Origin of the sequence: Prevotella sp. P4-98, from assembly GCF_002251405.1 — a bacterium.
GTDB lineage: Bacteria > Bacteroidota > Bacteroidia > Bacteroidales > Bacteroidaceae > Prevotella.
On record NZ_NPJC01000073.1, the window covers coordinates 1 to 23070 of the forward strand.

The 23070-nt window shown below is 45.2% G+C and carries 19 protein-coding genes and 1 pseudogene; 13 read left to right on the top strand and 7 right to left on the bottom strand.

Annotated features, from left to right (window positions below):
* Positions 1-546 precede the first annotated feature (546 nt).
* The 3 genes from CIK96_RS11625 to CIK96_RS11635 form a co-directional block, all read right to left on the bottom strand.
* The gene (locus tag CIK96_RS11625; RefSeq protein ID WP_094390836.1) at positions 547-2874 is read right to left on the bottom strand and encodes a transglycosylase domain-containing protein; all 2328 of its coding nucleotides are present in this window, start codon (positions 2872-2874) and stop codon (positions 547-549) included.
* A 138-nt stretch (positions 2875-3012) separates the two neighbouring features.
* A complete protein-coding gene (locus tag CIK96_RS11630; protein ID WP_094440667.1) occupies positions 3013-4347 on the bottom strand; it encodes an outer membrane beta-barrel protein in 1335 nt (444 codons plus the stop codon).
* Between the two features lie 5 nt (positions 4348-4352).
* Entirely contained in the window at positions 4353-4967 is a 615-nt protein-coding gene (locus CIK96_RS11635; protein ID WP_094440668.1) for an RNA polymerase sigma factor, read from the bottom strand.
* A gap of 152 nt (positions 4968-5119) precedes the next feature.
* Here CIK96_RS11635 and CIK96_RS11640 point away from each other — a divergent pair, with 152 nt between their 5' ends.
* The 6 genes from CIK96_RS11640 to recA all read left to right on the top strand — a co-directional run bounded on the left by CIK96_RS11640 (position 5120) and on the right by recA (position 10150).
* Positions 5120-5722, top strand: coding sequence for a DUF4840 domain-containing protein (locus CIK96_RS11640; RefSeq protein ID WP_094434133.1), 603 nt, complete (start codon positions 5120-5122; stop codon positions 5720-5722).
* Between the two features lie 66 nt (positions 5723-5788).
* Positions 5789-5983, top strand: coding sequence for a hypothetical protein (locus tag CIK96_RS13100; protein ID WP_144007528.1), 195 nt, complete (start codon positions 5789-5791; stop codon positions 5981-5983).
* A 56-nt stretch (positions 5984-6039) separates the two neighbouring features.
* A complete protein-coding gene (mnmA, locus tag CIK96_RS11645) occupies positions 6040-7125 on the top strand; it encodes a tRNA 2-thiouridine(34) synthase MnmA (protein ID WP_094390840.1) in 1086 nt (361 codons plus the stop codon).
* Between the two features lie 57 nt (positions 7126-7182).
* Positions 7183-7779 carry a DUF6621 family protein gene (locus CIK96_RS11650; protein ID WP_094440669.1) on the top strand — a complete coding sequence of 199 codons (597 nt, stop codon included), beginning with the start codon at positions 7183-7185 and terminating at the stop codon, positions 7777-7779.
* Positions 7780-7828: 49 nt separating this feature from the next.
* Positions 7829-9064: a saccharopine dehydrogenase family protein gene (locus tag CIK96_RS11655; protein WP_094390842.1), complete on the top strand. Its 1236-nt coding sequence runs from the start codon at positions 7829-7831 to the stop codon at positions 9062-9064.
* Between the two features lie 57 nt (positions 9065-9121).
* A complete protein-coding gene (gene recA, locus CIK96_RS11660) occupies positions 9122-10150 on the top strand; it encodes a recombinase RecA (RefSeq protein ID WP_094390843.1) in 1029 nt (342 codons plus the stop codon).
* A gap of 92 nt (positions 10151-10242) precedes the next feature.
* Here the strand turns inward: recA and CIK96_RS11665 are convergent, their stop codons facing one another.
* Positions 10243-11406 carry a hypothetical protein gene (locus CIK96_RS11665; RefSeq protein WP_094390844.1) on the bottom strand — a complete coding sequence of 388 codons (1164 nt, stop codon included), beginning with the start codon at positions 11404-11406 and terminating at the stop codon, positions 10243-10245.
* Positions 11407-11650: 244 nt separating this feature from the next.
* Between CIK96_RS11665 and dnaK the strand changes: the two genes are divergently transcribed.
* The 7 genes from dnaK to mobV all read left to right on the top strand — a co-directional run bounded on the left by dnaK (position 11651) and on the right by mobV (position 21140).
* Positions 11651-13591 carry a molecular chaperone DnaK gene (dnaK, locus tag CIK96_RS11670; protein ID WP_094440670.1) on the top strand — a complete coding sequence of 647 codons (1941 nt, stop codon included), beginning with the start codon at positions 11651-11653 and terminating at the stop codon, positions 13589-13591.
* Between the two features lie 218 nt (positions 13592-13809).
* Complete coding sequence (locus tag CIK96_RS11675; RefSeq protein WP_094440671.1) at positions 13810-14367, top strand: helix-turn-helix domain-containing protein; 558 nt, start codon at positions 13810-13812, stop codon at positions 14365-14367.
* Positions 14364-15668 carry a site-specific integrase gene (locus CIK96_RS11680; RefSeq protein WP_094440672.1) on the top strand — a complete coding sequence of 435 codons (1305 nt, stop codon included), beginning with the start codon at positions 14364-14366 and terminating at the stop codon, positions 15666-15668. Before CIK96_RS11675 ends, CIK96_RS11680 begins: the two co-directional genes overlap by 4 nt.
* A gap of 247 nt (positions 15669-15915) precedes the next feature.
* Complete coding sequence (locus CIK96_RS11685; protein ID WP_094440673.1) at positions 15916-16299, top strand: AlpA family transcriptional regulator; 384 nt, start codon at positions 15916-15918, stop codon at positions 16297-16299.
* Complete coding sequence (locus CIK96_RS11690; protein WP_094440674.1) at positions 16292-16933, top strand: BT4734/BF3469 family protein; 642 nt, start codon at positions 16292-16294, stop codon at positions 16931-16933. The genes CIK96_RS11685 and CIK96_RS11690 overlap by 8 nt, the downstream gene beginning before the upstream one ends.
* On the top strand, positions 16881-18839 hold the full coding sequence (locus CIK96_RS11695) for a DUF3987 domain-containing protein (protein ID WP_094440675.1): 1959 nt from the start codon (positions 16881-16883) through the stop codon (positions 18837-18839). Before CIK96_RS11690 ends, CIK96_RS11695 begins: the two co-directional genes overlap by 53 nt.
* A 243-nt stretch (positions 18840-19082) precedes the next feature.
* Positions 19083-21140, top strand: a complete 2058-nt coding sequence (gene mobV, locus CIK96_RS11700) for a MobV family relaxase (protein WP_094440676.1) — start codon at positions 19083-19085, stop codon at positions 21138-21140.
* Between the two features lie 129 nt (positions 21141-21269).
* Here mobV and CIK96_RS11705 read toward each other — a convergent pair whose 3' ends face one another.
* The 3 genes and pseudogenes from CIK96_RS11705 to CIK96_RS13330 all read right to left on the bottom strand — a co-directional run.
* A complete protein-coding gene (locus tag CIK96_RS11705) occupies positions 21270-22238 on the bottom strand; it encodes a permease (RefSeq protein ID WP_094440677.1) in 969 nt (322 codons plus the stop codon).
* Between the two features lie 18 nt (positions 22239-22256).
* Positions 22257-22700: an arsenate reductase ArsC gene (locus CIK96_RS11710; RefSeq protein ID WP_094440678.1), complete on the bottom strand. Its 444-nt coding sequence runs from the start codon at positions 22698-22700 to the stop codon at positions 22257-22259.
* A 4-nt stretch (positions 22701-22704) separates the two neighbouring features.
* Positions 22705-22953: pseudogene (locus CIK96_RS13330) on the bottom strand (arsenic resistance protein); the annotation flags it as partial.
* Positions 22954-23070 lie beyond the last annotated feature (117 nt).

Here is a 23070-nt window from a genome sequence, read left to right on the forward strand (position 1 = left end):
TCCTAAAAATCGACGGTTCGTAAATTCACCCAAGACTGTACTCATAAAAAGTAAGTCTCGCTTCTTGTACTACTACTTCTCTGTTTTATGTAAATCTTTCAAAGAACTCTTCCTTCAGTGCTTGTCAGGTGTTGTATTCCTGAAAGCGGATGCAAAGGTACGGCTTTTTTCTGAACTACCAAACTTTTTCGAGAAAAAAATGCAGATTGCATGAAACTTTTTTGCAGAGATTGATTTCTGTCAAGCCGCAAAACGGGAACTCCTTATTTATTATATATAAAGGACGTGTGGATGCGCACAAATCTTTTTCTTCATTTCCGATGGCTGAAAAAAGCACCCGAAACGCACCAATGCCGCTATTCCTGAATTCCGTTTTTAGAGGGAAGCTTTGCGGAAATGTGCAAAGAACGGGGGAAATTGATTTTTGCAAGGTCACTATTTGAGTCAATAAAGGACTATTATGGTTGCGATGGGGAGTTGGGATAAAAAGCACCCCCAAGAACAATTTCGCTCTTGGGGGCAGTTTTTCTTTATATCACAACGAGACTACTCGAATATATCTTCTATGTTTCCACCGGCATTGAAAGTTGCATCCAAACCACTTTCATCCATTTTGCATGGATTGTAACCTGGTGGCAGATCGAACACGGCTTCGGGTGAATAGCCTAAGCGCTTGTCTGCATAAACACTTTTCATGAAATAAGCCCAAATGGGGAGTGCACCTGATGCACCCTGGCCGATACTGGTCATGGAAAAGTGAATGTCGCGATCATCGCCTCCTACCCAACAGCCGCTAACGAGGTTGGGAGTAATGCCCATAAACCATGCGTCGCTATTATTGTTGGTGGTTCCGGTCTTTCCTCCGACTTCTCCCGTGATATTATACATATAGCGTAATCGTCCACCGGTACCTCCATCAATAACTGCTTTAAGCATATAGAGCATTTTGTGGGCGCTTTCTTCGCTTATGACCTCGTTCATGCGTGGTCGGAACTGTGCCACGACATTGCCTTCATTATCTTCAATGCGTGTTACGAGAAGTGGTGCGGTGCGGATGCCGTGATTGACGAATGCAGTATATGCGCTAACCATTTCTGCCACTGTAATATCGCATGGACCGAGGCAGAGCGACATGGATGGGTGTATTTCCGGATTATTGATGCCATATTCTCGCAACAGGGTTACGAATGCCTGCGGATTGAGTTTACTCATGAGATAAGCCGAAATCCAGTTGTTCGACTGCTGCAATCCCCATTTAAGCGTGACCATTTCGCCATAACGGGAATGGCTGCTATTGCGTGGAGTCCACGGTTTTCCTGCCACCATATAGGTTTGTTGGACATTCGGTGCGAGGTCGCATGGCGAGAATCCATTTTCCATAGCGAGTGAATAGAGGAATGGTTTGATGGTAGAGCCCACCTGTCGTCGTCCTTCCATACACATATCGTATGCGAAATGTGTGAAATTGAGTCCACCTACATAGGCTTTTACGGCTCCGTTTTGGGGGCACATGCTCATGAATCCGCAACGCAGGAACGACTTATAATAGCGTATGGAGTCAAGCGGTGTCATGATAGTATCAACTTCTCCATGATAGGTGAATACCGACATTTCTGTTTTGGTATTGAACGACTTTCGTATCTGTTCCTCAGTAGCTCCCGACTCTTTTAGCACGCGATATCGTTCGCATTGGCGTACGGAGCGCATCAGGATTTTGTTGACTTGCTCCATGGTAAGGTTACCGGAATACGGTGCACTCTTCTTTCCCTTTATCTCGCGGTTGAATGCGGGTTGCAGATATTTTACAACATGTTTATATACGGCCTGTTCGGCATATTCCTGCATACGCGAATCGATAGTGGTATAGACACGTAGTCCGTCAGAATAGAGATTGTACGTTTCACCGTTTTTCTTTCTATTCTTATTGCACCATCCGTAGAGTGGATCGTTCTCCCAGTTGATAGAATCCTGATGGAAGCGTACCATGTTCCATGATGGATAGTCGGAGCGCTCTGGTCTTTTGGCCATCATGTAGCGGCGTAGGTAATCGCGGAAATATACGGCGACGCCATCTTTATGGTCGTTGACATGGAAATTGAGTTTGAGCGGTTCTGCAGTATATCGTGCACACTCTTCTTCTGAGAGGTATCCTGCTTTCTCCATCTGTGAAAGTACTACGTTTCGGCGTTCGGTACAACGGTCGGGATGGCGCACAGGATTGAAATAGGATGGGTTTTTGCAAAGTCCGATGAGTACTGCCGCCTCGTTGACAGTAAGGTCTTTTGGTTCTTTACCAAAATATGTACTTGCCGCGGTTTTGATGCCCACGGCATTGTGTAGGAAGTCGAAATAGTTGAGATACATGGAAATAATCTCGTCTTTGGTATAGTTGCGTTCCAACTGTACGGCGATAACCCATTCGATGGGTTTCTGGAGCAGACGTTCGATTACACTATGTGCGGTAGATGAATAGAGCTGTTTGGCGAGTTGCTGTGTAATAGTCGAACCACCTCCGGCACTCTTGTGTCCAAGTAGTCCGCGCTTGACTATGGCGCGTCCGAGTGCGAAGAAATCGATTCCAGAATGTTCATAGAATCGCACATCTTCGGTAGCCACCAGTGCTTGGACCAGTGCTGGTGCGAGTTGTGAATAATCTACGAGGATACGGTTTTCACGGTTGTAATTCCATGTTCCCATAATTTTTCCATCGGCACTATATATCTGTGTGGCATAGCGATTGATAGGGTTTTGGAGTTCTTCGATGGGTGGCATATAACCAATCCATCCTTTCGCAATGGCCCAGAAAGCCACTACAGCGGTCAGAACCGATGCTCCAAGGAAAGCCCATAGGCATCGCACAAATATCTTTCTCATTATCAGTTAGTGGTGTTTTTATATTTCTGTGCAAATGTACTGCTTTTTGTTGAAATACGGAAACTTTTCGGTCAATAATCAGCAATACGGCACTTCCAAGGTCGGAAGCGCCGTATTCATCAATCAGAACATTTGTCATTATTTCCAGTTAAACCTTAGTCCCATGGTGAGTCCAAATCCGAAAGGATGTTCCTGATAATAGGTAGGTATCTTTGACCCGTTGTCGAAATGATAATTGACCGTTGGTTCTGCATAGATACTAAACTGCCGGTCGATCATGAATTCGCCTCCGAGTCCACCGTCTATTGACAGTTGGAGTGGACGTATGGTAACTTTTTCACTGGACATGGGGTAGCTTTCACTGTCAGGGTTTGATGTGGCGCATCGGCGTCCACTAACCATTTTCTCGACTGTGCCGCCTGCTTTGGCATAGAAGTGCAAGCGTCTGCTATTCCACAGCGTATAGTTGACATGAAGCGGGATTCCCACATAGTGCAGTTTCTGCTCCATCTGTTGAACATAATGCACGCTCTCTCTGGTGAAATCTGCCGTAAGGCGAGTGTATGAGAGTCCTGCCTCGACACTCCACCGATTGTTGATATAATAACGCATAGATACTCCAAAGCGCAATGGGAAGTGGTGTTTATAGTGTTCCTTTGGTGTAGCCGAAGCCAGTTCGATAGGTCGTAATATATCTGGACCTTTCGCCCCAAAAACCTGAGTATCAGCAGGTGGCGTTACGTCGTACACGACAAGTTCTCCCCCTTTGTTGCCATCATTAGAGAATCCGTTGGAGAAGAATGCCTGCGCCGTGAGACGTTGGCTGTCACCATAAGCATCGTTGCCATGGGTATGTGAGAGATATTCAGATGCCTTCCGCTCACGTCCCGATACATTGGCAAGCGTGAGGCGGTTGGTTTTCGATGTGACCGGTTGAGTCTGCTCGTCGGCAGGGTTCGAGGCTGTTGCAGCAATCGTTTCAGTTGTTTCAGTTACAGCTTTGGCTGTTGTTTCGTCTGTCGCTGCCACAGCCAACGAGGATTGTTCTGTGTTTTCCACATCCACACGTTCGTCGGTTGTTAATATCCGTCGGGATTCCTTCGGCAACCGTTCGGCTTTCTGCGAATGTTGTTCGGACAGAGAAGCCAACAAGGGTTGACTGTCTGACAGAAGCTGCTTTTCTGTTTTTGCTGACAGCTGAACGCCTTGTTTTTCTGTACCGACAGAAGTCTGAATACTGGACTGCTGCGGGTTGAGGTGCGCTGGATTCCACAACAAACTGACTGCCACGCCAACACACAGGATGCCTACTGCCGCCACAGCTATCCATCGTTGACGGTAGAATACAACTTTCTTGGCTGGGCGCTGCTGTGCTGCCACGACTTGCTCCAACTCATCCCATGACAGGAGGGGAGCTGGCTGCTGATAGTCAGCCATCTTGTCTTGCAATTTTTTTCTCCACTGTTCTTTCATAGAATCTATTGTTGGGTGTTTGTATATTGTCTTATCATTTGTGCCAGCAGATTTTTCGCTCTGCTGAGTTGCGATGCCGAAGAGTCTTTCTTGATGCCCAGCAGTTGGGCTATTTCCTGATGGCTTTTGCGTTCGAAGACGTAGAGGTTGAATACCGTTCGGTATCCCGTTGGCAACCTTCTGACCATCTGTTGTATGACATCGGGGGGAATGTCGTTGACAGGCGGATCGTCTTCTTCCGGCACATCAGCCACGTCCCAGTCTATTGTCTGCCATTCGCGTCGTTTTTCTTCGCGCAGATAGCGTAACGCTTGAGTTACCACTATCTTGGTGGCCCATGCTCGGAGCGACCCTTCGCCACGATACTTAAAATCGGAAACATGGGTCAAGAGCTGCACCATACTGTCTTGCATCACATCTTTCAGACTTTCGCTATCAGTAATATAGCGCGCGCATACGGCAGTTAGCAGTCCACCATAACGGTCGTAGAACACCCTCATCGCTGCGGCATTGCCACAGCGAAGTTGTTCGGCCAACTGCTGTTCGTCTGTATCAGTATAGTGCTTCACGATGTTTTCGTTTCTATCGTTATAAAGTGCAAAAGTGGGAAAAACTTGCATAACTGCAATGGTTATTTTTGTTAAAAGACGTTAACTTATAGATTTTCCATGCAAGTTTTCCGCAACGGCAGTCTTTATGTTGACGGAAAGAGGCACCACGATGGTGTTCTATCGCCAAAGAATTTAGTAACAAAACAAATAACAGAAAAGACATGACAACAAAGAAAATTATCACTATGCTGATGGGTTGCATGGCCGCCTTTACCTTTGTGGCTTGCAACAGCGACGATGAACCCGCACGTCTGACACCTGCTGAGATTGCTCAGCGCTACGATGTTATCAAGGGTGTACACGACGGAATGATGGTTTATGCACTTTCGGGCGAAGGCACTTCAAACTACAAGACCGATACTCTTGATGTAAAAATCGACATGTACAGCGACTCTGCTTTCGTAATAAAGAACATTCCTCCCAAGGCTTTCACCGTTAATCTGCCCGATGGCGATCTGAAGACAGCTATGGTGAATGCACAGCCTGTGGATCTGAAGTGTGTATATGGCTTCATGCCTTCTACTCAGATTCAGTTTCTGTTGAACCCCTCTACCATGGAATACCATCTTACCTACGGCGACAAGCCTCACAAGGTTAGAGTAGCATTCTACATCAACAACTATAGTTCGTATGGTCTTTGGGATTCAAGAAAGAACCTGATGTACATGCAGATGGTTGTGGCTGGTGTATTTGAAGACGATAGCAACACCAACAAACTGTCGAAAAACCAGGTTGGTCTGATGTTCTATACCAAGAAGAAATAAAACTCATCACTAATACTGAAAAACTTACACTGTTGTCACCGGTCGCAGACACGAATCTGCTGATCGGTGACTTTTTTTGTAGCCCGTCATATTCCCATGCAGGCCAAATACATCCAAAACGACCAGTCAATCCCCCATCTACCTATCCATCGAGGCAAAGACCGGCAAGCTGCCCTGTCACCTACATACAACCCCAATCCATCAATCGGGCAAGTGGATATGATCAATATCATGCAGAAATACCAAAGAAGAAAAAGATGAAAAAAAAGATGGAAGAAACGATGGATAACTCATCTTTAATATGTAACTTTGCACACATGAATATAAAAGAACTACAAGGAAAACGCATTGCCGTGCTGCTCTCAGGAGGAGTAGATAGTTCGGTAGTGCTCCACCAACTGGCTCAGCAAGGATTGCACCCCGATTGCTTCTACATCAAAATCGGTCCTGAAGAGGAAGAAGAATGGGATTGTTCGTCGGAAGAAGACTTAGAAATGGCCACAGCCGTAAGCCATAAATACGGTTGTAAACTCGAAGTAATAGACTGTCACAAAGAATACTGGGAACAAGTGACCACCTACACCATGGATAAAGTAAAGGCAGGACTGACACCCAACCCCGACGTGATGTGCAACAGACTCATCAAGTTTGGAGCCTTCCACGACAAGCGTGGCAAGGACTATGACCTTATCGCAACAGGTCACTATGCACAGACAGAAATAGACAGCGAAGGAAGAAAATGGCTCACCACAAGTCCCGATCCGGTAAAAGACCAAACAGATTTTCTTGCACAGATATATGACTGGCAATTGAAAAAGGCACTCTTCCCCATTGGACACATGATGAAGGAAGAGGTGCGCGAAATTGCAGAAAGAGAACATCTGGTAAACGCAAAGCGCAAAGACTCACAAGGCATCTGCTTCTTAGGTAAGATCAACTACAACGACTACATACGCAGATACCTCGGAGAAAAGCCAGGCGAAGTGGTCGAACTGGAAACAGGAAAGCGCATCGGACAGCACCAAGGACTATGGTTTCACACCATCGGACAGCGCCACGGACTGGGTTTCGGAGGCGGACCATGGTTTGTGGTTAAGAAAGACGTAGCAGAAAACATACTCTATGTCAGCCACGGATACGATCCCAAGACTGCATACAAGCAGGATTTCAGAGTGCATGATTTCCATCATCTCACACTCCCACTCGATCCACAGCAGACCCATATTACCTTCAAGATACGTCATACACCAGAATACCATCCCGCCACTATCGAGCATGAAGGCGAAGGACAATTCACCGTACACTCCACACAACCCATCCACGGAGTGGCACCAGGACAATTCTGCGTTATCTACGACGAACAGCACCACCGCTGCTTGGGATCGGGAGAGATAACCGTATGAAAATAAATCGACGAGAATGTTTTGCTATTCGTCACTTTTAATGTAACTTTGCAAATTATGATACAACCCTCCATCGACAATACAACATGGAAAGAAAACGTCATCCTGGTTGATGCAGACTATATCGACAGGGTGACATTCGATCTTATCGTCAACTTTGAACGCATGATTGGGCGCCAAATACCCAAAGCCGACATGGCAAAATGGATTGACTGCATCGCACTCGACGGCGGCATGCGCGAGGGAAAACACGAGACTCAGGTCATACTGATACACGGCAAAAACAAAAAAGGCATGGATAACTTCATGCCTTCAACATTCGACAGAGAACTTGATGGAAAAGCCTTCAGCGATTCGCTCGGCGAATTTCAAATCAGTTGCGTAACCGTAGAAGAACTCGTTTCGGCAGAAGAACTCTTCACCGATGCCATGCAAATCATCGCAAATAGCGCCGACGTGAAACGAATGATGATTATCCCTGATGCTGAAAAAAACATCGAACAGGTGAAACAGGGACTCCGACATGCCGACCCCGAAAAGCACATTACCGTGTTTAGCATGCAACCCATAGCCGGAGGAAACTTCCGACAGGAAATACTCGGATACTCGCTCATGGCAGCACTCGGCATTAGGGGAGACGAAATAAAACCCTGAAACGATAATATAACTAGAAAATTATAAAAACAATAATAAAAATAAGAAAATGGGAAAAGTACTGATGATTGGTGCAGGTGGTGTGGCCACCGTAGCCGCATTTAAAATCGCACAGAATACCGACGTGTTCACCGACTTCATGATCGCATCAAGACGAAAGGAGAAATGCGACCAGATAGTAGAAGCCATCCACAAAAAAGGATACACCATGCCCATCAAAACCGCACAAGTAGATGCAGACGATGTGGAACAACTCAAAGCGCTATTCAACGACTACCAGCCCGAACTGGTCATCAACCTCGCACTGCCATACCAAGACCTCACCATCATGGAAGCATGTCTGGCTTGCGGATGCAACTATCTGGACACAGCCAACTACGAGCCAAAGGATGAAGCTCACTTCGAATACTCATGGCAATGGGCCTATAAAGAACGATTCGAACAAGCTGGACTATGCGCTATACTCGGTTGCGGATTCGACCCAGGTGTCAGCGGCATCTACACCGCTTATGCAGCTAAGCATCATTTCGACGAGATGACACAACTCGACATCGTCGATTGCAACGCAGGAAACCACCACAAAGCATTCGCAACCAACTTCAATCCAGAAATCAATATCCGCGAAATAACCCAAAAGGGACTCTACTACGAAAACGGAGAATGGAAAGAAACTGATCCTCTGTCAGTACACAAAGCACTCACCTACCCCAACATAGGACCACGTGAGAGCTATCTCATGCACCACGAAGAACTGGAGTCACTCGTCAAAAACTACCCATCAATCAAGTTGGCACGCTTCTGGATGACCTTCGGACAGCAATATCTCAACTATCTCGATGTGATTCAGAACATTGGCATGAGCAGAATCGATGAAATAGAATATGAAGCTCCACTGGCTGACGGAACAGGTACGGCAAAGGTAAAAATCGTTCCTCTGCAATTCCTCAAAGCCGTTTTGCCCAATCCACAAGATCTCGGAGAAAACTATGAAGGAGAGACTTCCATCGGATGCCGCATCAAAGGAACTAAAGACGGCAAACAGCGCACATACTACGTATATAACAACTGCTCACACCAGGCAGCCTACGAAGAGACTGGCATGCAGGGCGTAAGCTACACCACTGGTGTGCCTGCCATGATTGGCGCCATGATGTTCCTCAAAGGAATATGGAAGAAACCAGGCGTTTGGAACGTGGAAGAGTTTGATCCAGATCCTTTCATGGAACAACTCAACACACAAGGACTGCCTTGGCATGAAGTGTTTGACGGAGACTTAGAACTCTAATCCACAAACACTACACCTATTTTATAATATTTACATTTATTGATACAGAAACCTACCATGGCAAAAAAAGAAAACGAAAACGAGACCATCAACGCGCAAAGCGAAAAGATGAAGGCCCTGCAAGCGGCCATGTCGAAAATAGAAAAAGAATACGGAAAAGGCTCCATCATGCGAATGGGTGACGAACAAATAGAGAATGTAGATGTCATACCAACAGGAAGCCTCAACCTCGACCTCGCACTCGGAGTGGGAGGATATCCACGCGGTAGAATCATTGAAATCTATGGTCCGGAATCTTCTGGTAAGACCACACTGGCCATACACGCCATTGCTGAAGCACAAAAGGCAGGCGGCATCGCTGCATTCATCGATGCAGAACATGCCTTCGACAGATTCTATGCGCAGAAACTGGGAGTAGATATCGACAACCTCTGGATATCACAACCCGACAACGGAGAGCAAGCACTTGAGATTGCCGACCAGCTCATACGATCATCTGCTATTGATATATTGGTGGTCGATTCAGTAGCTGCACTCACTCCGAAAAAGGAAATTGAAGGAGACATGGGTGACTCGGCTGTAGGACTGCATGCGCGTCTGATGAGTCAGGCACTACGCAAACTCACAGCCACCATCGCTAAAACAAACACCACATGTATCTTCATCAACCAGTTGCGAGAAAAAATCGGAGTCATGTTTGGTAACCCCGAAACAACTACTGGTGGTAATGCGCTGAAGTTCTACGCTTCTGTAAGACTCGATATCCGCCGCGTCAGCCCCATCAAAGAGGGTGACCAAGTCATCGGAAACCAAGTGCGCGTAAAGGTAGTGAAAAATAAAGTAGCTCCCCCATTCCGTAAAGCTGAGTTTGAAATAACCTTTGGCGAAGGAATATCGAAAGTAGGCGAAATACTCGATCTCGGCGTACAATACAACATCATACAGAAGAGCGGATCATGGTTCAGCTACGACGGACAAAAGCTCGGACAAGGACGTGATGCTGTCAAACAACTGATGAAAGACAACCCCGAACTCTGCGAAGAACTTGAAGCTAAGGTTGTTGAAACCATCAAAAACGAAGAGTAATACACAGATCACATAGATGAAAAGGCGCATCGGAAATATCCGATGCGCCTTTTATCATAGTCCCGTCTCTGGACCATATATACAATCCGAGATTATCTGCGACGACGGGTATGAGTCTTAACAGGAGTTTTACCAGAGCCTTCCGAGAAAAGATACCCGAAATAATCTTCCTTCTGACCATCTATATCACCTGTCACATTTTCATTCTTAAAAGTCACATTCTTCGTATAAAGGCGACCTGTAACAGTTTCGGAAAGTGTCAAAGTGACATACCGGCTATTACGCACAGGACGCATACCGTCAATGCGGAAAGTGGTTTCCTTGGCCATTGTCACCACACGACTACCCGCACCATTGCGGATAACCTTCATGGTAGTAGGATACTTCAAATGAACTGTTTTGTTCATATATTGGGCATAATCACCCAAAGAAGCTGACTGCTGGCGCTCGTCTTCTTCCTCAAAAGTAAACGAACCGTAGAACAGATGTTTGGCATTGTCAACAATAAACTCATCATCGCGCATACCACAATTGGTTTTGCTCATGGCCACATTCTGGAAGAATTCACTGCCATCCTTACCCTCAACGATAATCTTTACAGGGAACGAGCGAGTTCCAACACCAACGGCAACAACCTTCACTTTCTGTCCCTTCTCTACCTTCACCAAATCAGCAGCATCGCTTTCATAATCGGTATCAACATAATAATCAGTAGTGGTAGTTACCAATGTCTTGCCAACAAGCAATGAACGGGCAATATCTACATCACCCAGATAGGCTAACGTTGGCACACCTATCTTATTATAGCAATAGTCTTCATAATTGCCATTGGGCAACTCAAAATAATACTGTTTGTTGTCATCTTGGCAAGTAAAGTTGAGCCGTGCACGACCATTACTGCCAACAGCATGGCCACGATACACCATCACCTTGCGACGGAAATAACCGTTGCTCACCTCCTTATTATTACTTTCGTCACGGAAGGTATTCACCAACATGTCATATTTTTCAGGCAAAACCATGAAACGCATGCCATCTTGCCAGTCGCACAAACCATATCGAGGAAAGTTACGACCTACGAAATCCTGAGGCTTGTCTGCCTCTTGTGTTGTAGAACCTGCCACCTGTTTGGCATCAGTTTTTGGTGTCTCCACCTTTTTCACTCCTTTCGTCTTCACGATATAGGAATCACTTCCCTGTGCCATAACCGTTGTGGTCATTAGCGCAAGAATACCCATTGTTATCAGCTTTTTCATAATAGTTGTTTATAGTTAACGCTTGCAAAGTTACGATTTAGTAAGGGAAAAACCAAATTTTAAAGCAACAAACATGACCGAATACCATAATTAATATAAAAGCGATAGTACATCATGACACTAATACATGCCAAAATGTCATACAACATCCACTATTAACAGCTGTCAAACACCATTTGGCACACGCTTTGCTATTAAGTTATCGTTAACATTACGAATATTAAAAATTAAAAAGAAATACATTATGGGAAAAATTATTGGAATCGACTTAGGAACAACTAATAGTTGTGTTGCCGTTTTCGAAGGCAGCGAACCAGTTGTAATTGCCAACAGCGAAGGTAAGCGTACAACACCTTCTGTTATTGGTTTCGTAAAAGACGGCGACCGCAAGGTAGGTGATCCTGCCAAGCGTCAAGCTATCACAAACCCCAAGAACACCGTTTATTCTATCAAACGTTTCATGGGTGAAACATACGAGCAGAGCCGTAAAGAGGCTGAAAGCATGCCTTACACAGTAGTCAACGAAAACGGATATCCACGCGTTGACATTGAAGGACGCAAATACACTCCGCAGGAAATCTCTGCCATGGTGTTGCAGAAGATGAAGAAAACCGCAGAAGACTACCTCGGACAAGAGGTAACCGATGCAGTTATCACCGTACCAGCATACTTCTCTGACTCACAGCGTCAGGCCACTAAAGAAGCCGGACAGATTGCAGGTCTCAATGTGCGTCGTATCGTCAATGAGCCTACTGCTGCCGCTTTGGCATATGGTGTAGATAAGGCCAACAAGGATATGAAGATTGCAGTATTCGACCTTGGTGGTGGTACATTCGATATCTCTATCCTCGAATTTGGTGGTGGTGTATTCGAAGTGCTCTCTACTAATGGTGATACACACCTCGGTGGTGACGACTTCGACCAGGTCATCATCAATTGGCTGGCAGACGGCTTCAAGAACGAAGAAAGCGTTGATTTGCGCAAAGATCCTATGGCCATGCAGCGTCTGAAGGAAGCTGCAGAAAAGGCAAAGATTGAACTGTCAAGCTCTACATCTACCGAAATCAACCTGCCATACATCACCGCTGTTGACGGTATGCCTAAGCACTTGGTTAAAACTCTGACCCGCTCACAGTTCGAGCAGTTGGCACATAACCTCATTCAGGCATGCCTCGTACCTTGTCAGAAAGCAATGGCAGACGCAAAGCTCTCTAACTCAGACATCGATGAAGTAATCCTCGTTGGTGGTTCAAGCCGTATCCCTGCCGTACAGGAGCTCGTCAAGAACTATTTCGGTAAAGAACCTTCTAAGGGAGTTAACCCTGATGAAGTAGTTGCCGTAGGTGCTGCCATCCAGGGCGCCATCCTCAACAAAGAAGAAGGTGTAGGCGATATCGTTCTGCTTGACGTCACTCCACTGACCCTCGGTATTGAGACCATGGGCGGTGTGATGACCAAACTGATTGACGCCAACACTACCATCCCCTGCAAGAAGAGCGAAGTATTCTCTACCGCAGCAGATAATCAGACCGAGGTTACCATCCACGTTCTGCAAGGTGAGCGTCCTATGGCCAACCAAAACAAGAGCATTGGCCAGTTCAACCTGACAGGTATCACTCCTGCCCGTCGTGGTGTTCCTCAGATTGAAGTTACCTTCGACATCGACGCCAACGGTATCCTCAAGGTATCAGCCAAGGATAAAGCCACCGGCAAGGAGCAGAGCATCCGCATCGAAGCCTCTTCAGGTTTGAGCGAAGACGAAATCAACCGCATGAAGGCTGAAGCTGAGCAGAATGCCGAAAACGATAAGAAGGAGCGCGAGCGCATCGACAAGATGAATCAGGCCGACTCTATGATTTTCCAAACAGAGAATCAGTTGAAGGAATTGGGTGACAAACTCCCCGCAGACCAGAAACCCGCTATCGAGCAGGCACTGCAGCAATTGAAGGATGCCCATAAGGCAGGCGACATTGCCGCCATCGACAATGCTATCAATGCACTGAATGCAGCATGGCAGACCGCTTCACAGCAAATGTATCAGAATGCCGGTGCACAGCCAGGAGCTGGCGCTGGAGCAGGTGCTGGACAGGAGCAGGGCCCATTCTACAATGACCAGCAACAGTCACAGCAGAACACCCAGAAGGATGACAACATCCAGGATGCTGACTTCGAGGAGGTGAAGTAATTCGCCATAAGAATCGATAAACAAAAATAAGAATATATAAGGAAGTCCGTGTAGCTCAGCGAGTTGCACGGATTTCTTGTTTTGTTAAATTTTGTTGGATTTTCGGACTTTTATCGAGTTTTACCGTATTCTTGTCACAGATTTGGCACGTCACTAAACTTTAGACGTGGTGTCCCTAATATCCCCTTGTGGGAACTTAATTTGATATACGGTAAAAGATGGCTACATTAAAAGTTGAAATCAAGCGCAGATGCGCTATCTGTGGGAATGTATTTCTCGCAAAGTTTTTGGACTCCAGGTATTGTTCTCCAAAATGCCAGAAGATTGCCAGTGCAAGAAAAAAGGCAGAAGAGAAACGCTTGCAGAGATTGGATGAACTCAAACAACGTATTCCTGATGCAAGGGATTATATCTCCATTGCAGAAGCGGAGGCATTGTTTGGTGTAAGCAAAAAGACCCTACATCGTTTAGTCCGTAAGGGAGAAATACAAAGTATCAATCTTGGTACTCGCTTAACTCGCATCAGCAAGACTGAACTCTTGGGCAAATTCCCATTGCGAGAAGAACCCATCAATAGGCAGTATGCCTTGCCAAAACTCTACAACATGGAGCCTGAGAATTGCTACACCATTGGTGAGATATGCCAGAAGTACAAAATCAATGATAGTTCAGTGTGGGCTCAGGTAAGAAAGTATGGCATCCCATCAAGACAGATTGGCAACTATGTGTATGTACCCAAAGAAGAATTTGATAAATTATATAAGTCCGACGTATGAGAAGAAAACTCGCATTAACAAAAGTATCAGTGAAACTCCGCAAGAAAGAGTTTCATGAGGGATGGTATCTTTATCTTGACATTTATCCCATCTATCAACCAGGTAGCGATAAGCCACAGCGCATTCGAGAAAATTTGCATCGTGACATAACCACTCCAGTATGGGATAAGTCGCAGCCATGTAAAACTGATAAGGATGGTACTGTCAGTTATCTGCCCAAGCGTAATCAGAATGGCATTATCATCTGCCGTTCTGCTGTAGATCAAGAATCGTGTATCTTTGCAGACAACGTCAGAGCATTGCGTCAACATGAGTATGACAATGCCTCATTGTATTCAGAAACAGATGCCGCTCAGGCAGAGTTGAATGAAAAAGGCAAGCAAAACTTCATTCAGTTTGTCAAAGACTTGTCGAAAAAGAAACATGCACGTAGTTCTGAGTCAATCATCGTTAACTGGAATCGTGTATATGATTATCTCTGTCTGTTTGCCAAGAGTGACTATATTCCTTTCTCTCTGTTGAGTCAGAAATTGATGGAAGACTTCAAAATGTATCTCCTAACGGCTCCACGTGGAGACAAGAGGAAAGGATTGCTATCACAGAACACTGCAAATACTTATTTCGCCATATTCAAATGTGCAGTACATCAGGCATTCATTGACGGTTATATCACAGTTGATATTGCCGCAAAGGTAAAAGGGGTTCCTGAAGAAGAGGTAAGACGTGAGCACCTAAGCCTTGAAGAACTTAACCAGCTAGCTCAGACACCATGCGATAATCCTATTTTGTATCGTGCAGCCCTATTTTCTGCACTTACAGGATTGCGCCTCTGCGACATCACAAAACTCAAATGGGCTGAATTGGCCAAGGAAGGTGAGCATCATCGTATTAACTTTGACCAGAAGAAGACGGGTGGTGTGGAGTATATGCCTATCAGCCCTCAGGCATATAAACTATGTGGTGAGCCGAGAGAACCTCAGCAACTTGTTTTTGAAGGTATCCCTGACAAATCGGTAATCTCTCGTCCGATTAAGAAATGGATTAAAGCTGCTGGCATTACCAAACATATCACATTCCATTGCTTTCGCCATACCTATGCTACAATACAGTTGACCGAAGGTACTGACCTCTTTACCCTAAGCAAGATGATGGGACACACTAACGTCAGAACCACTCAGGTGTATGCCAAAGTTGTGGACAAGAAAAAAGAAGCTGCTGCAGATGCTTTCACAATTGACTTTGGTAACAATACCCAACAAGAGGAACCTGATAAAGACATATCAGGCAATTCATCCAAATAAAAATTCATAACTATCGATTAGGCTATCTAAGTAAAATGCTTAGGTAGCCTTTTTTCTGCTTTATATTCTTTACGATTCTGTTACGAATACTTACGTTGTATGTTCGTAGCGAAATTAATATTGATTATTTATTCATTGACAATTAGTGACTTACGACTATAATAGACTATATTTATCATATACCCCTACATACTCTGCTTATCTCCGTATTCTTGCGATGTAATTCATCGAAAAAATCAATAAGAATATGGAAAAAATCACATTCGACACCATGCCAGAAGCTTTGAGCGAGATACTCAAACGAATAGGCAACCTTGAAACGATGGTAGGCAATATGAACAATCATAATTGCGTGCCTGTAGTAGAAGAAGTTCGTTTTAACATTACAGAACTTTGCGACTATTTGCCAACAAAACCGAAGAAGCAAACGGTCTATGGATGGGTATCTGCTAAGCCTCCTAAGATACCTTATCATAAAAAAGGAGAACTGTACTTTATCAAGTCTGAGATTGATGCATGGTTAGCAGAAGATGGTATGTCGTCAGGTAAGGATCTTATGGACCAAGCACGGGCATACGTTTCTAATAATCCTTTATCTGGCAGAAAGGAGGCGACGCGCAATTATGGATAATGCCCTGTCCATCTATGAAGATTTCTTTGGAGAACGAGAGGGAGAAAATCACTCCTTCTCTTTCTTCAGGAAACCAATCAGAAACGTAGAACCACTTAGGTGTATCACCATTCCTGACATCTATCGCTACATTGTCGGTCCTTATGCCCAAAGGCAAACAGAGACTTTACGTGCAATAATCGATAAAGATGCAGCGAGGAAATACAAAGCAGAAAACTTTGACTTTTGTACGTTCTCAGGTACATTCCGCATTCGCAACAAGAATCACCTCCTGTTGCATTCGGAATTGCTTTGCATTGACTTTGACCATGTAGCAGACATTCCGTCGTTGAGGGAAAGACTGCTTCATGATGATTGCTTTGAGACTGAACTACTCTTCCGTTCACCATCAGGCGATGGCTTAAAGTGGGTGATAGACATTGAGCGTAAAGGCTGGGAGCACAGTCGTTTCTACAATGCAGTTTATAACTATCTTGTTGCTTCTGGTTATCCTGAGCCAGACAAATCTGGGAGTGATGTGGCACGCTCGTGCTTCATTCCTTACGATCCTGAAGCATACATAAATTCAAAATATCCAGAATATGTCAGAAAAGAAAACTTTTTTACCAGAGCAGTGGGAGAATGCCCCTTCTAATAGCAATGCAGCTAAGAACACCCCACAGCAGATGACTCCTTATAATAATTTAGGGGGCGAATGTACTTATGATAAGGTAGACCGTGTAATTGGACTCATTGAGGAAAGTGGAGTTGACATCACAGAAGGTTATGACGCCTGGGTAAAGGTAGGCTTTGCCCTTGCAAGCGAGTTCAAAGAATCTGGGCGTGATTTCTTTCATCGTGTCAGCAAGGTGAATGCGAAATACAACCATGCCGAGACTGACAAACAATATGATAAATGTCTTGCCTCTACTGGTTCTGGTGTAACTATCGGCACTTTCTTCCAAATGGCAAAGGATAGAGGCGTAGATATTTCCAATGCCAAACCTGATGTACCACCTACAGAAATCAAAAATGCCCACATTGGAAATATGGATTTTTGGAAAAATGGATATAGTGATAAAGCACCACAGCCTCAATCTGCAAATATCCATAAAGCCAAAAATCCAAATGTCCATTTATGTGAAATTGGCGGCAAATGGATTTATGACGAAGAAGAACTCCCTCATTTCCCTTCTTTTGTTTATGAAACACTCCCTCCGTTCTTGAAAGAGGTTGTTGACAACTGCATTTCTCCGGACGATAGAGATATGATTCTCATGGGTGCAATGACTTGCTTATCCATTACATTACACAATGTCGTTGGTGAATATAATCATGATGATTGGGGACCGATGTTGTACTTCTTTGTCATGGCAGATGCAGGTATGGGTAAGGGATCATTGAATTACTGTCGTCAACTGGTGGCTCCTATCCATAAGGAACTTCTTGAGATTTCTGACCAGCAGATACGTGAATATAAGGCCGAGAAGAGACAAGCAAAGCAGGATGGCAATACCTTCTCTGGAGAGGAACCACATCGCCGTACCCTTTTTATTCCGACGAACAGTAGCGCTGCATCTGTCATAGAACAATTGGACTATAATGACGGTATCGGTCTAATCTTTGACACCGAGTGCGATACCCTGACTGCTGTTCTGAAGTCTGAGTTTGGTGATTATACAACAATCATTCGTAAGGCCTACCATCATGAGCCCATTGACATTAAGCGTCGTAAGGAAAACGAGGATCGACTTGTTGAGCATCCAATGCTGGCTATTTGTCTGTCAGGCACTCCAGAACAGTTGTACACGCTTACTCCAAAAGCTGAGGACGGAACATTCTCTCGAATCACATGCTATCACATTCCTTTCAAAATGGACTTCCGTGACGTTCTTTCTGAGAGCTCATTTTCCGAGGGAAAACATAGTTCCTCTTTGCGTGATGTTTACTATCAGTTGGGACTTAGATACAAACGAATGCGTGAGACTTTCTTCCGTGGTGGAAACTATAGAGTCGTTATTCCTCAAGATCTATGTGAAGAGTTCAATCAGCACTATCGATTGGTAAACAAGGAGGCTGTTGAAGACATCTCTAATGATATGCAGGGTGTTGTCAGACGCTTGGCTTTTGCCGTGTTCCGCATGATGATGGTACTGACAGCTATTCGCTTTATGGATGAAACGCCAAATCCATCCGCCTTAGCACAGAAAGATGTTCGTACTATTCTTCGCTGCAAAGAGGAAGACTTCAGAATCGCGATGGCTCTTGGTGACACTCTAATCTATCACACCGTATATTGTTACTCTCATCTGCCAAAGACTGATGTTGCGACAACCATAGGTGGCAAGATTCTCACTAAAAAAGACAAGATGGAGATGCTTTATGCAGCACTTCCGGATTCTTTCAGCCGTCCTCAGTATGTTGCCGTATCAACTGATTTAGGATTCTCTCCAAGCACCACAAGCAAATGGATTAACACCTTCATTCTTCAAGGGCGCCTGGAGCGATGTGAACATAATGATTATCGCAAGCTAACTCCAAATTCATCAGAAGCATCATGATGTCGAACATACATAACAGTACACGAGATCCTCCTGAACTGACGGGCAGGCTATACAGAAACGCCCAGGGCGTACAGCGGACTTTTTCTAAAAGTCCTAAACATAATAGGGACTTTTAGAATCACCACTTACGATGGCTCCCTTAAAAAGTCCAATTATGCTCAGGCTCTGCCCGAGACCCGATGACACATTTATACACATACTGCCAGTGGTATCACTGGATTCTAATACAAAATCACGAATATGGAAGAGCATATTCCACGCGCCTCAATACATGCTGGCAAAGATAGAAAATCATTTCCTGTCCAAGTTAGCAATGAGGCAGAGCGAAGAGGCTGGGACGAAAAACGTTACCAGCTAAAGAACGCAGAGAAGGAGAAGAACAACCATTATAACTTCTCTCGCAAGCACCTCAATTTTGAGATTACGAAAGGTGGAAAGATAGAGCCTCTTGGCTCTAATCCTGTGCCTTTGTACATTCGACTACAGCAGCGTTATGAAGAACTTGGTTTCAAACCATACAAGGATGCGAACAATCCAGAACAGGTTTCACAGAACACGCCCAATTGTCTTGTGGACATTATCTTTAGTGGTGACCGTGATGTGATGAAGCGACTCGCTTTCGGTGACCAAGAGCTTGACACTTCCGACCCTAATGCAGACCAGAGTCACATCAAACTTATGGATCCGATCCGGGAATGGGCGGTGGACACTTACAAGTTTGCTTGTCGCAAATGGGGCGAAGAAAACGTCATAGGTTTCAGTGTTCATTGTGATGAGACCAACATCCATGCACATGTCCTTACGGTTCCTGTTGAACAGGTCAAGAAACATGGACGCATAGGTAGTGTGTATGTTAGCAATGACAATCCTGATGTAAAACTCACCACCAAGGAATGGAAGGCTCTACCAAAAGACGAGCGAGACAACTACACCAAGCATAAAGCAACCAAGGAGAAGGTCGCAAGAGTATCATTCGCAAAGGTATGGGGTGAAACGAAGAAGGAGAAGTCCGAATATCTTTACCAACTTCATACTGATTATCATGATGAGGTTGGTTACAAGTACGGACTTGAACGTGGCATCCCTTATGAAGAGCTTTCTGATGAAGAGAAGCGTGAGCGCAAGCATAAGGACAAGGTAACACTTGAAGCTGAGCGCCAGGCAAAACTGGCTATCGAAGACGCAAAACGACAGAAAGCAGAGATTGAAGCCGAGACCGCTGTCATCCAGCATCAGAAGGATGAAGCCCAGAAGGAACTGAAGACTGCTCAATCAGGTTTCCTTGCAAAGATTTTTCAGCTTGGCAAGTTCAAGAAAGAAGAAGCAGAAAAGATCAAGGAGTCATACGAGGCAGGTGCTAAGGAAACTATTGATGGCATTATAAAAGCTTCAGGTTTGACGTGGAAGGGCGGTAAACCAACGGCTGAATCTATCGGTCAGAACTTCCGCATGACATGGGACAGCAACAAGAATCTTGCAAAGGAATTGAAGGATAAGGATAGTCTTATTTCAGAGAAAGATGCTGAGATTAATGAACTCAATGTCAAGGTTTCCGATCTGACAGAGGAGATCGATGGTCTCAAATTCCGCTTGACTTTGATTGATGAAGATGCGGTCCAGAAACTCCGTAACTCCAGAATTGCAGAGAAGACTCGTGCTGATAAGGCAGAGAGAGACTTGGGAAACCTTCATTCTGCTTATGAGGATCTTTCTTTGCAGTGGAACGCTCTGTGGAAAGAGCCCGAATATAACGAGGCCGCCTGGAAGGTTAAAGAGCGCAAGGAACGTGAAGCTCGTATTGCTGCCGAAGCAAAACGTGAGGCAGAAGTACGAATCAAAAGACACAATGGCGTTCTTGACAAGTTCATATCTGAAGGACGGGCAGTACTCTGCGCATTTGCGTTGACCACAAGAACCTCATTTAACCAGAAAGAGGCATCATCGATCTATTATGGTATAATGGCATCTGCTTCCAAACATAACCACTCGCTCTTCAATAGTGGCGGAATTGAAGCATCCGTAAAAGACTTTCTTTCTGGTCTTTCGTGGAAAGATTGTAGTGATTTTCGTGAAGAGTGCGTTTGTAGTTGGACAAGGTTGTTTGCTGCAAAAGGAGTTGATTTCTCGGAGGCTGCCATTAGCAACTTCTGCGCATTTGTAGATCACATGTCATGCAGTGCTGAGACATATGTCTCTCTCGGTGGTTCCAATGGGTGTGCTGACCAGCTCACGAACTGGGATGGCACTCAAAAGCAAGGGTTGGGAGCACCGGCAAAGAAGAAAGGTTTGTCCCTCTGACATGGAAACTATTTGTATTCAACGAGGGTGTTGCAAAAGCTTCTTTGCAGATTTTGAAACACCCTCGCTAAATATTACGCACTTACTTGCGTTTCCCAACTGGATACTCCATTGCCACTATTTTCAAAGCTACAATATCTGATTGAACGTCCACCCTAAAATCATGATCATAAATGCTACTGTGCCGAAGAAGATGCCGATGAGCCGCCAAGTCATCACCTTCTTGAGCATTGTGGCTTCGGGCAGGGATAGTCCTACCACTGACATCATGAAGGCGAGGGCTGTGCCGAGAGGAATGCCCTTGGCAACGAACACCTCCACAACAGGGACGATTCCAGCAGCATTGGCGTACATCGGCACGGCTATGAGCACACTTGCCGGTACTCCCAGCAATCCTGCCTTCTGCATGAAGTCGGCAAAGAAATATTCGGGCACATAACCATGGATGGCTGCGCCAATGGCGATGCCGAGCAGGACGTAAAGGATCACCCCACGGACGATGCCGAGGGCGTCTTTCGTGATGGATGGCAGACGTTTCATGAAGGGTGTGTGTTCTGCTTCAAATGCCTCGTCGGCTTGCATTTGCATCCGCTGCATCTGAAGGATCCATGGCGAGAGGTAGCGTTCGAGTTTCAGCTTGCCTAACACGAAACCTCCCACCATTCCCATCACGATGTCGCACGCGACATAGATGGCTGTCACCTGCCAACCGAAGGTGCCGAGGAACATTGCCACAGCCACCTCATTGACCAAAGGTGAAGTGATGAGGAAAGCGAAGGTTACGCCCAAGGGAATACCTCCCTTGACGAATCCGATGAAAAGTGGTATGGACGAGCAGGAACAGAATGGTGTGATGGCTCCGAAGATACTTGCCAGCAGGTACTGAAAACCATAGAGCCGGTGCGACGAGAGATAATTGCGCAGACGTTCTATCGGGAAGTAGGCATTAACGATGCCCATCACCGTACTGATGAGGAAGAGCAGCAGAATGATCTTCAGGGAGTCATAGACAAAGAAGTTGAGAGCTTCGCCCAAGCGTGTAGTGGCGTCTATGCCAAAGAGGTCATAGATCAACCAATCTGCAAATTGTTGTATCATTTTTTGAGGTTATAAGGTTTATGAACAGCATTCTATCTTGATGCCTTTTATCTCAGACAAATAGAAATCTTGCATCTTTGTCATTATTTCATCACGAGCTCTGCGAAACTCAGGCAGAATCTCTTCTTCCTTGCCCTTAAAAGCATCTGGATCATCAAAGCCAATGTGAAGACGCTTGCCTACTTTCCCGATGAAGACAGGACAGGATTCGTTGGCTCCACCGCAAACGGTAATGACGTAATCCCACGATTCGCCAAGGTGTTGGTCGATGTGCTTCGGGTAATGCTTACTGATGTCGATGCCAATCTCTGCCATCACCTTTATGCCAAGAGGATGCACCTCAGCAGCTGGACGAATACCTGCTGAATGAACTTCGAGTTGTGGGTCAAGGTTCTGCAGAATGCCCTGAGCCATCTGACTGCGGCAACGATTGCCAGTACAAAGAATTAATATATGTGTCATAAACTTAATCGTTGAATAAATGTTTTGTCTTATTGGAAATTTTAACAAGTGTCAGCATAATTGGAACTTCAACCAATACTCCAACCACAGTGGCAAGCGCTGCACCTGAGTGCAAGCCAAACAGAGAGATGGCTACGGCTACAGCCAATTCAAAGAAATTGCTTGCACCGATCATTCCAGCTGGAGAAGCTATGCTATGAGGCAATTTCCAGGTTTTTGCCCATCTGTATGCAATGAAGAAGATCACTAGTGTCCACTAAAAACGATTAACAATCGTTGTAAGTGGTTGATATGCGACAAAATACGAGCAAAAAATGACTCTATGGGTTAGAAATGACTATCTTTGCAGAAAATTACAATCTGTAACTTA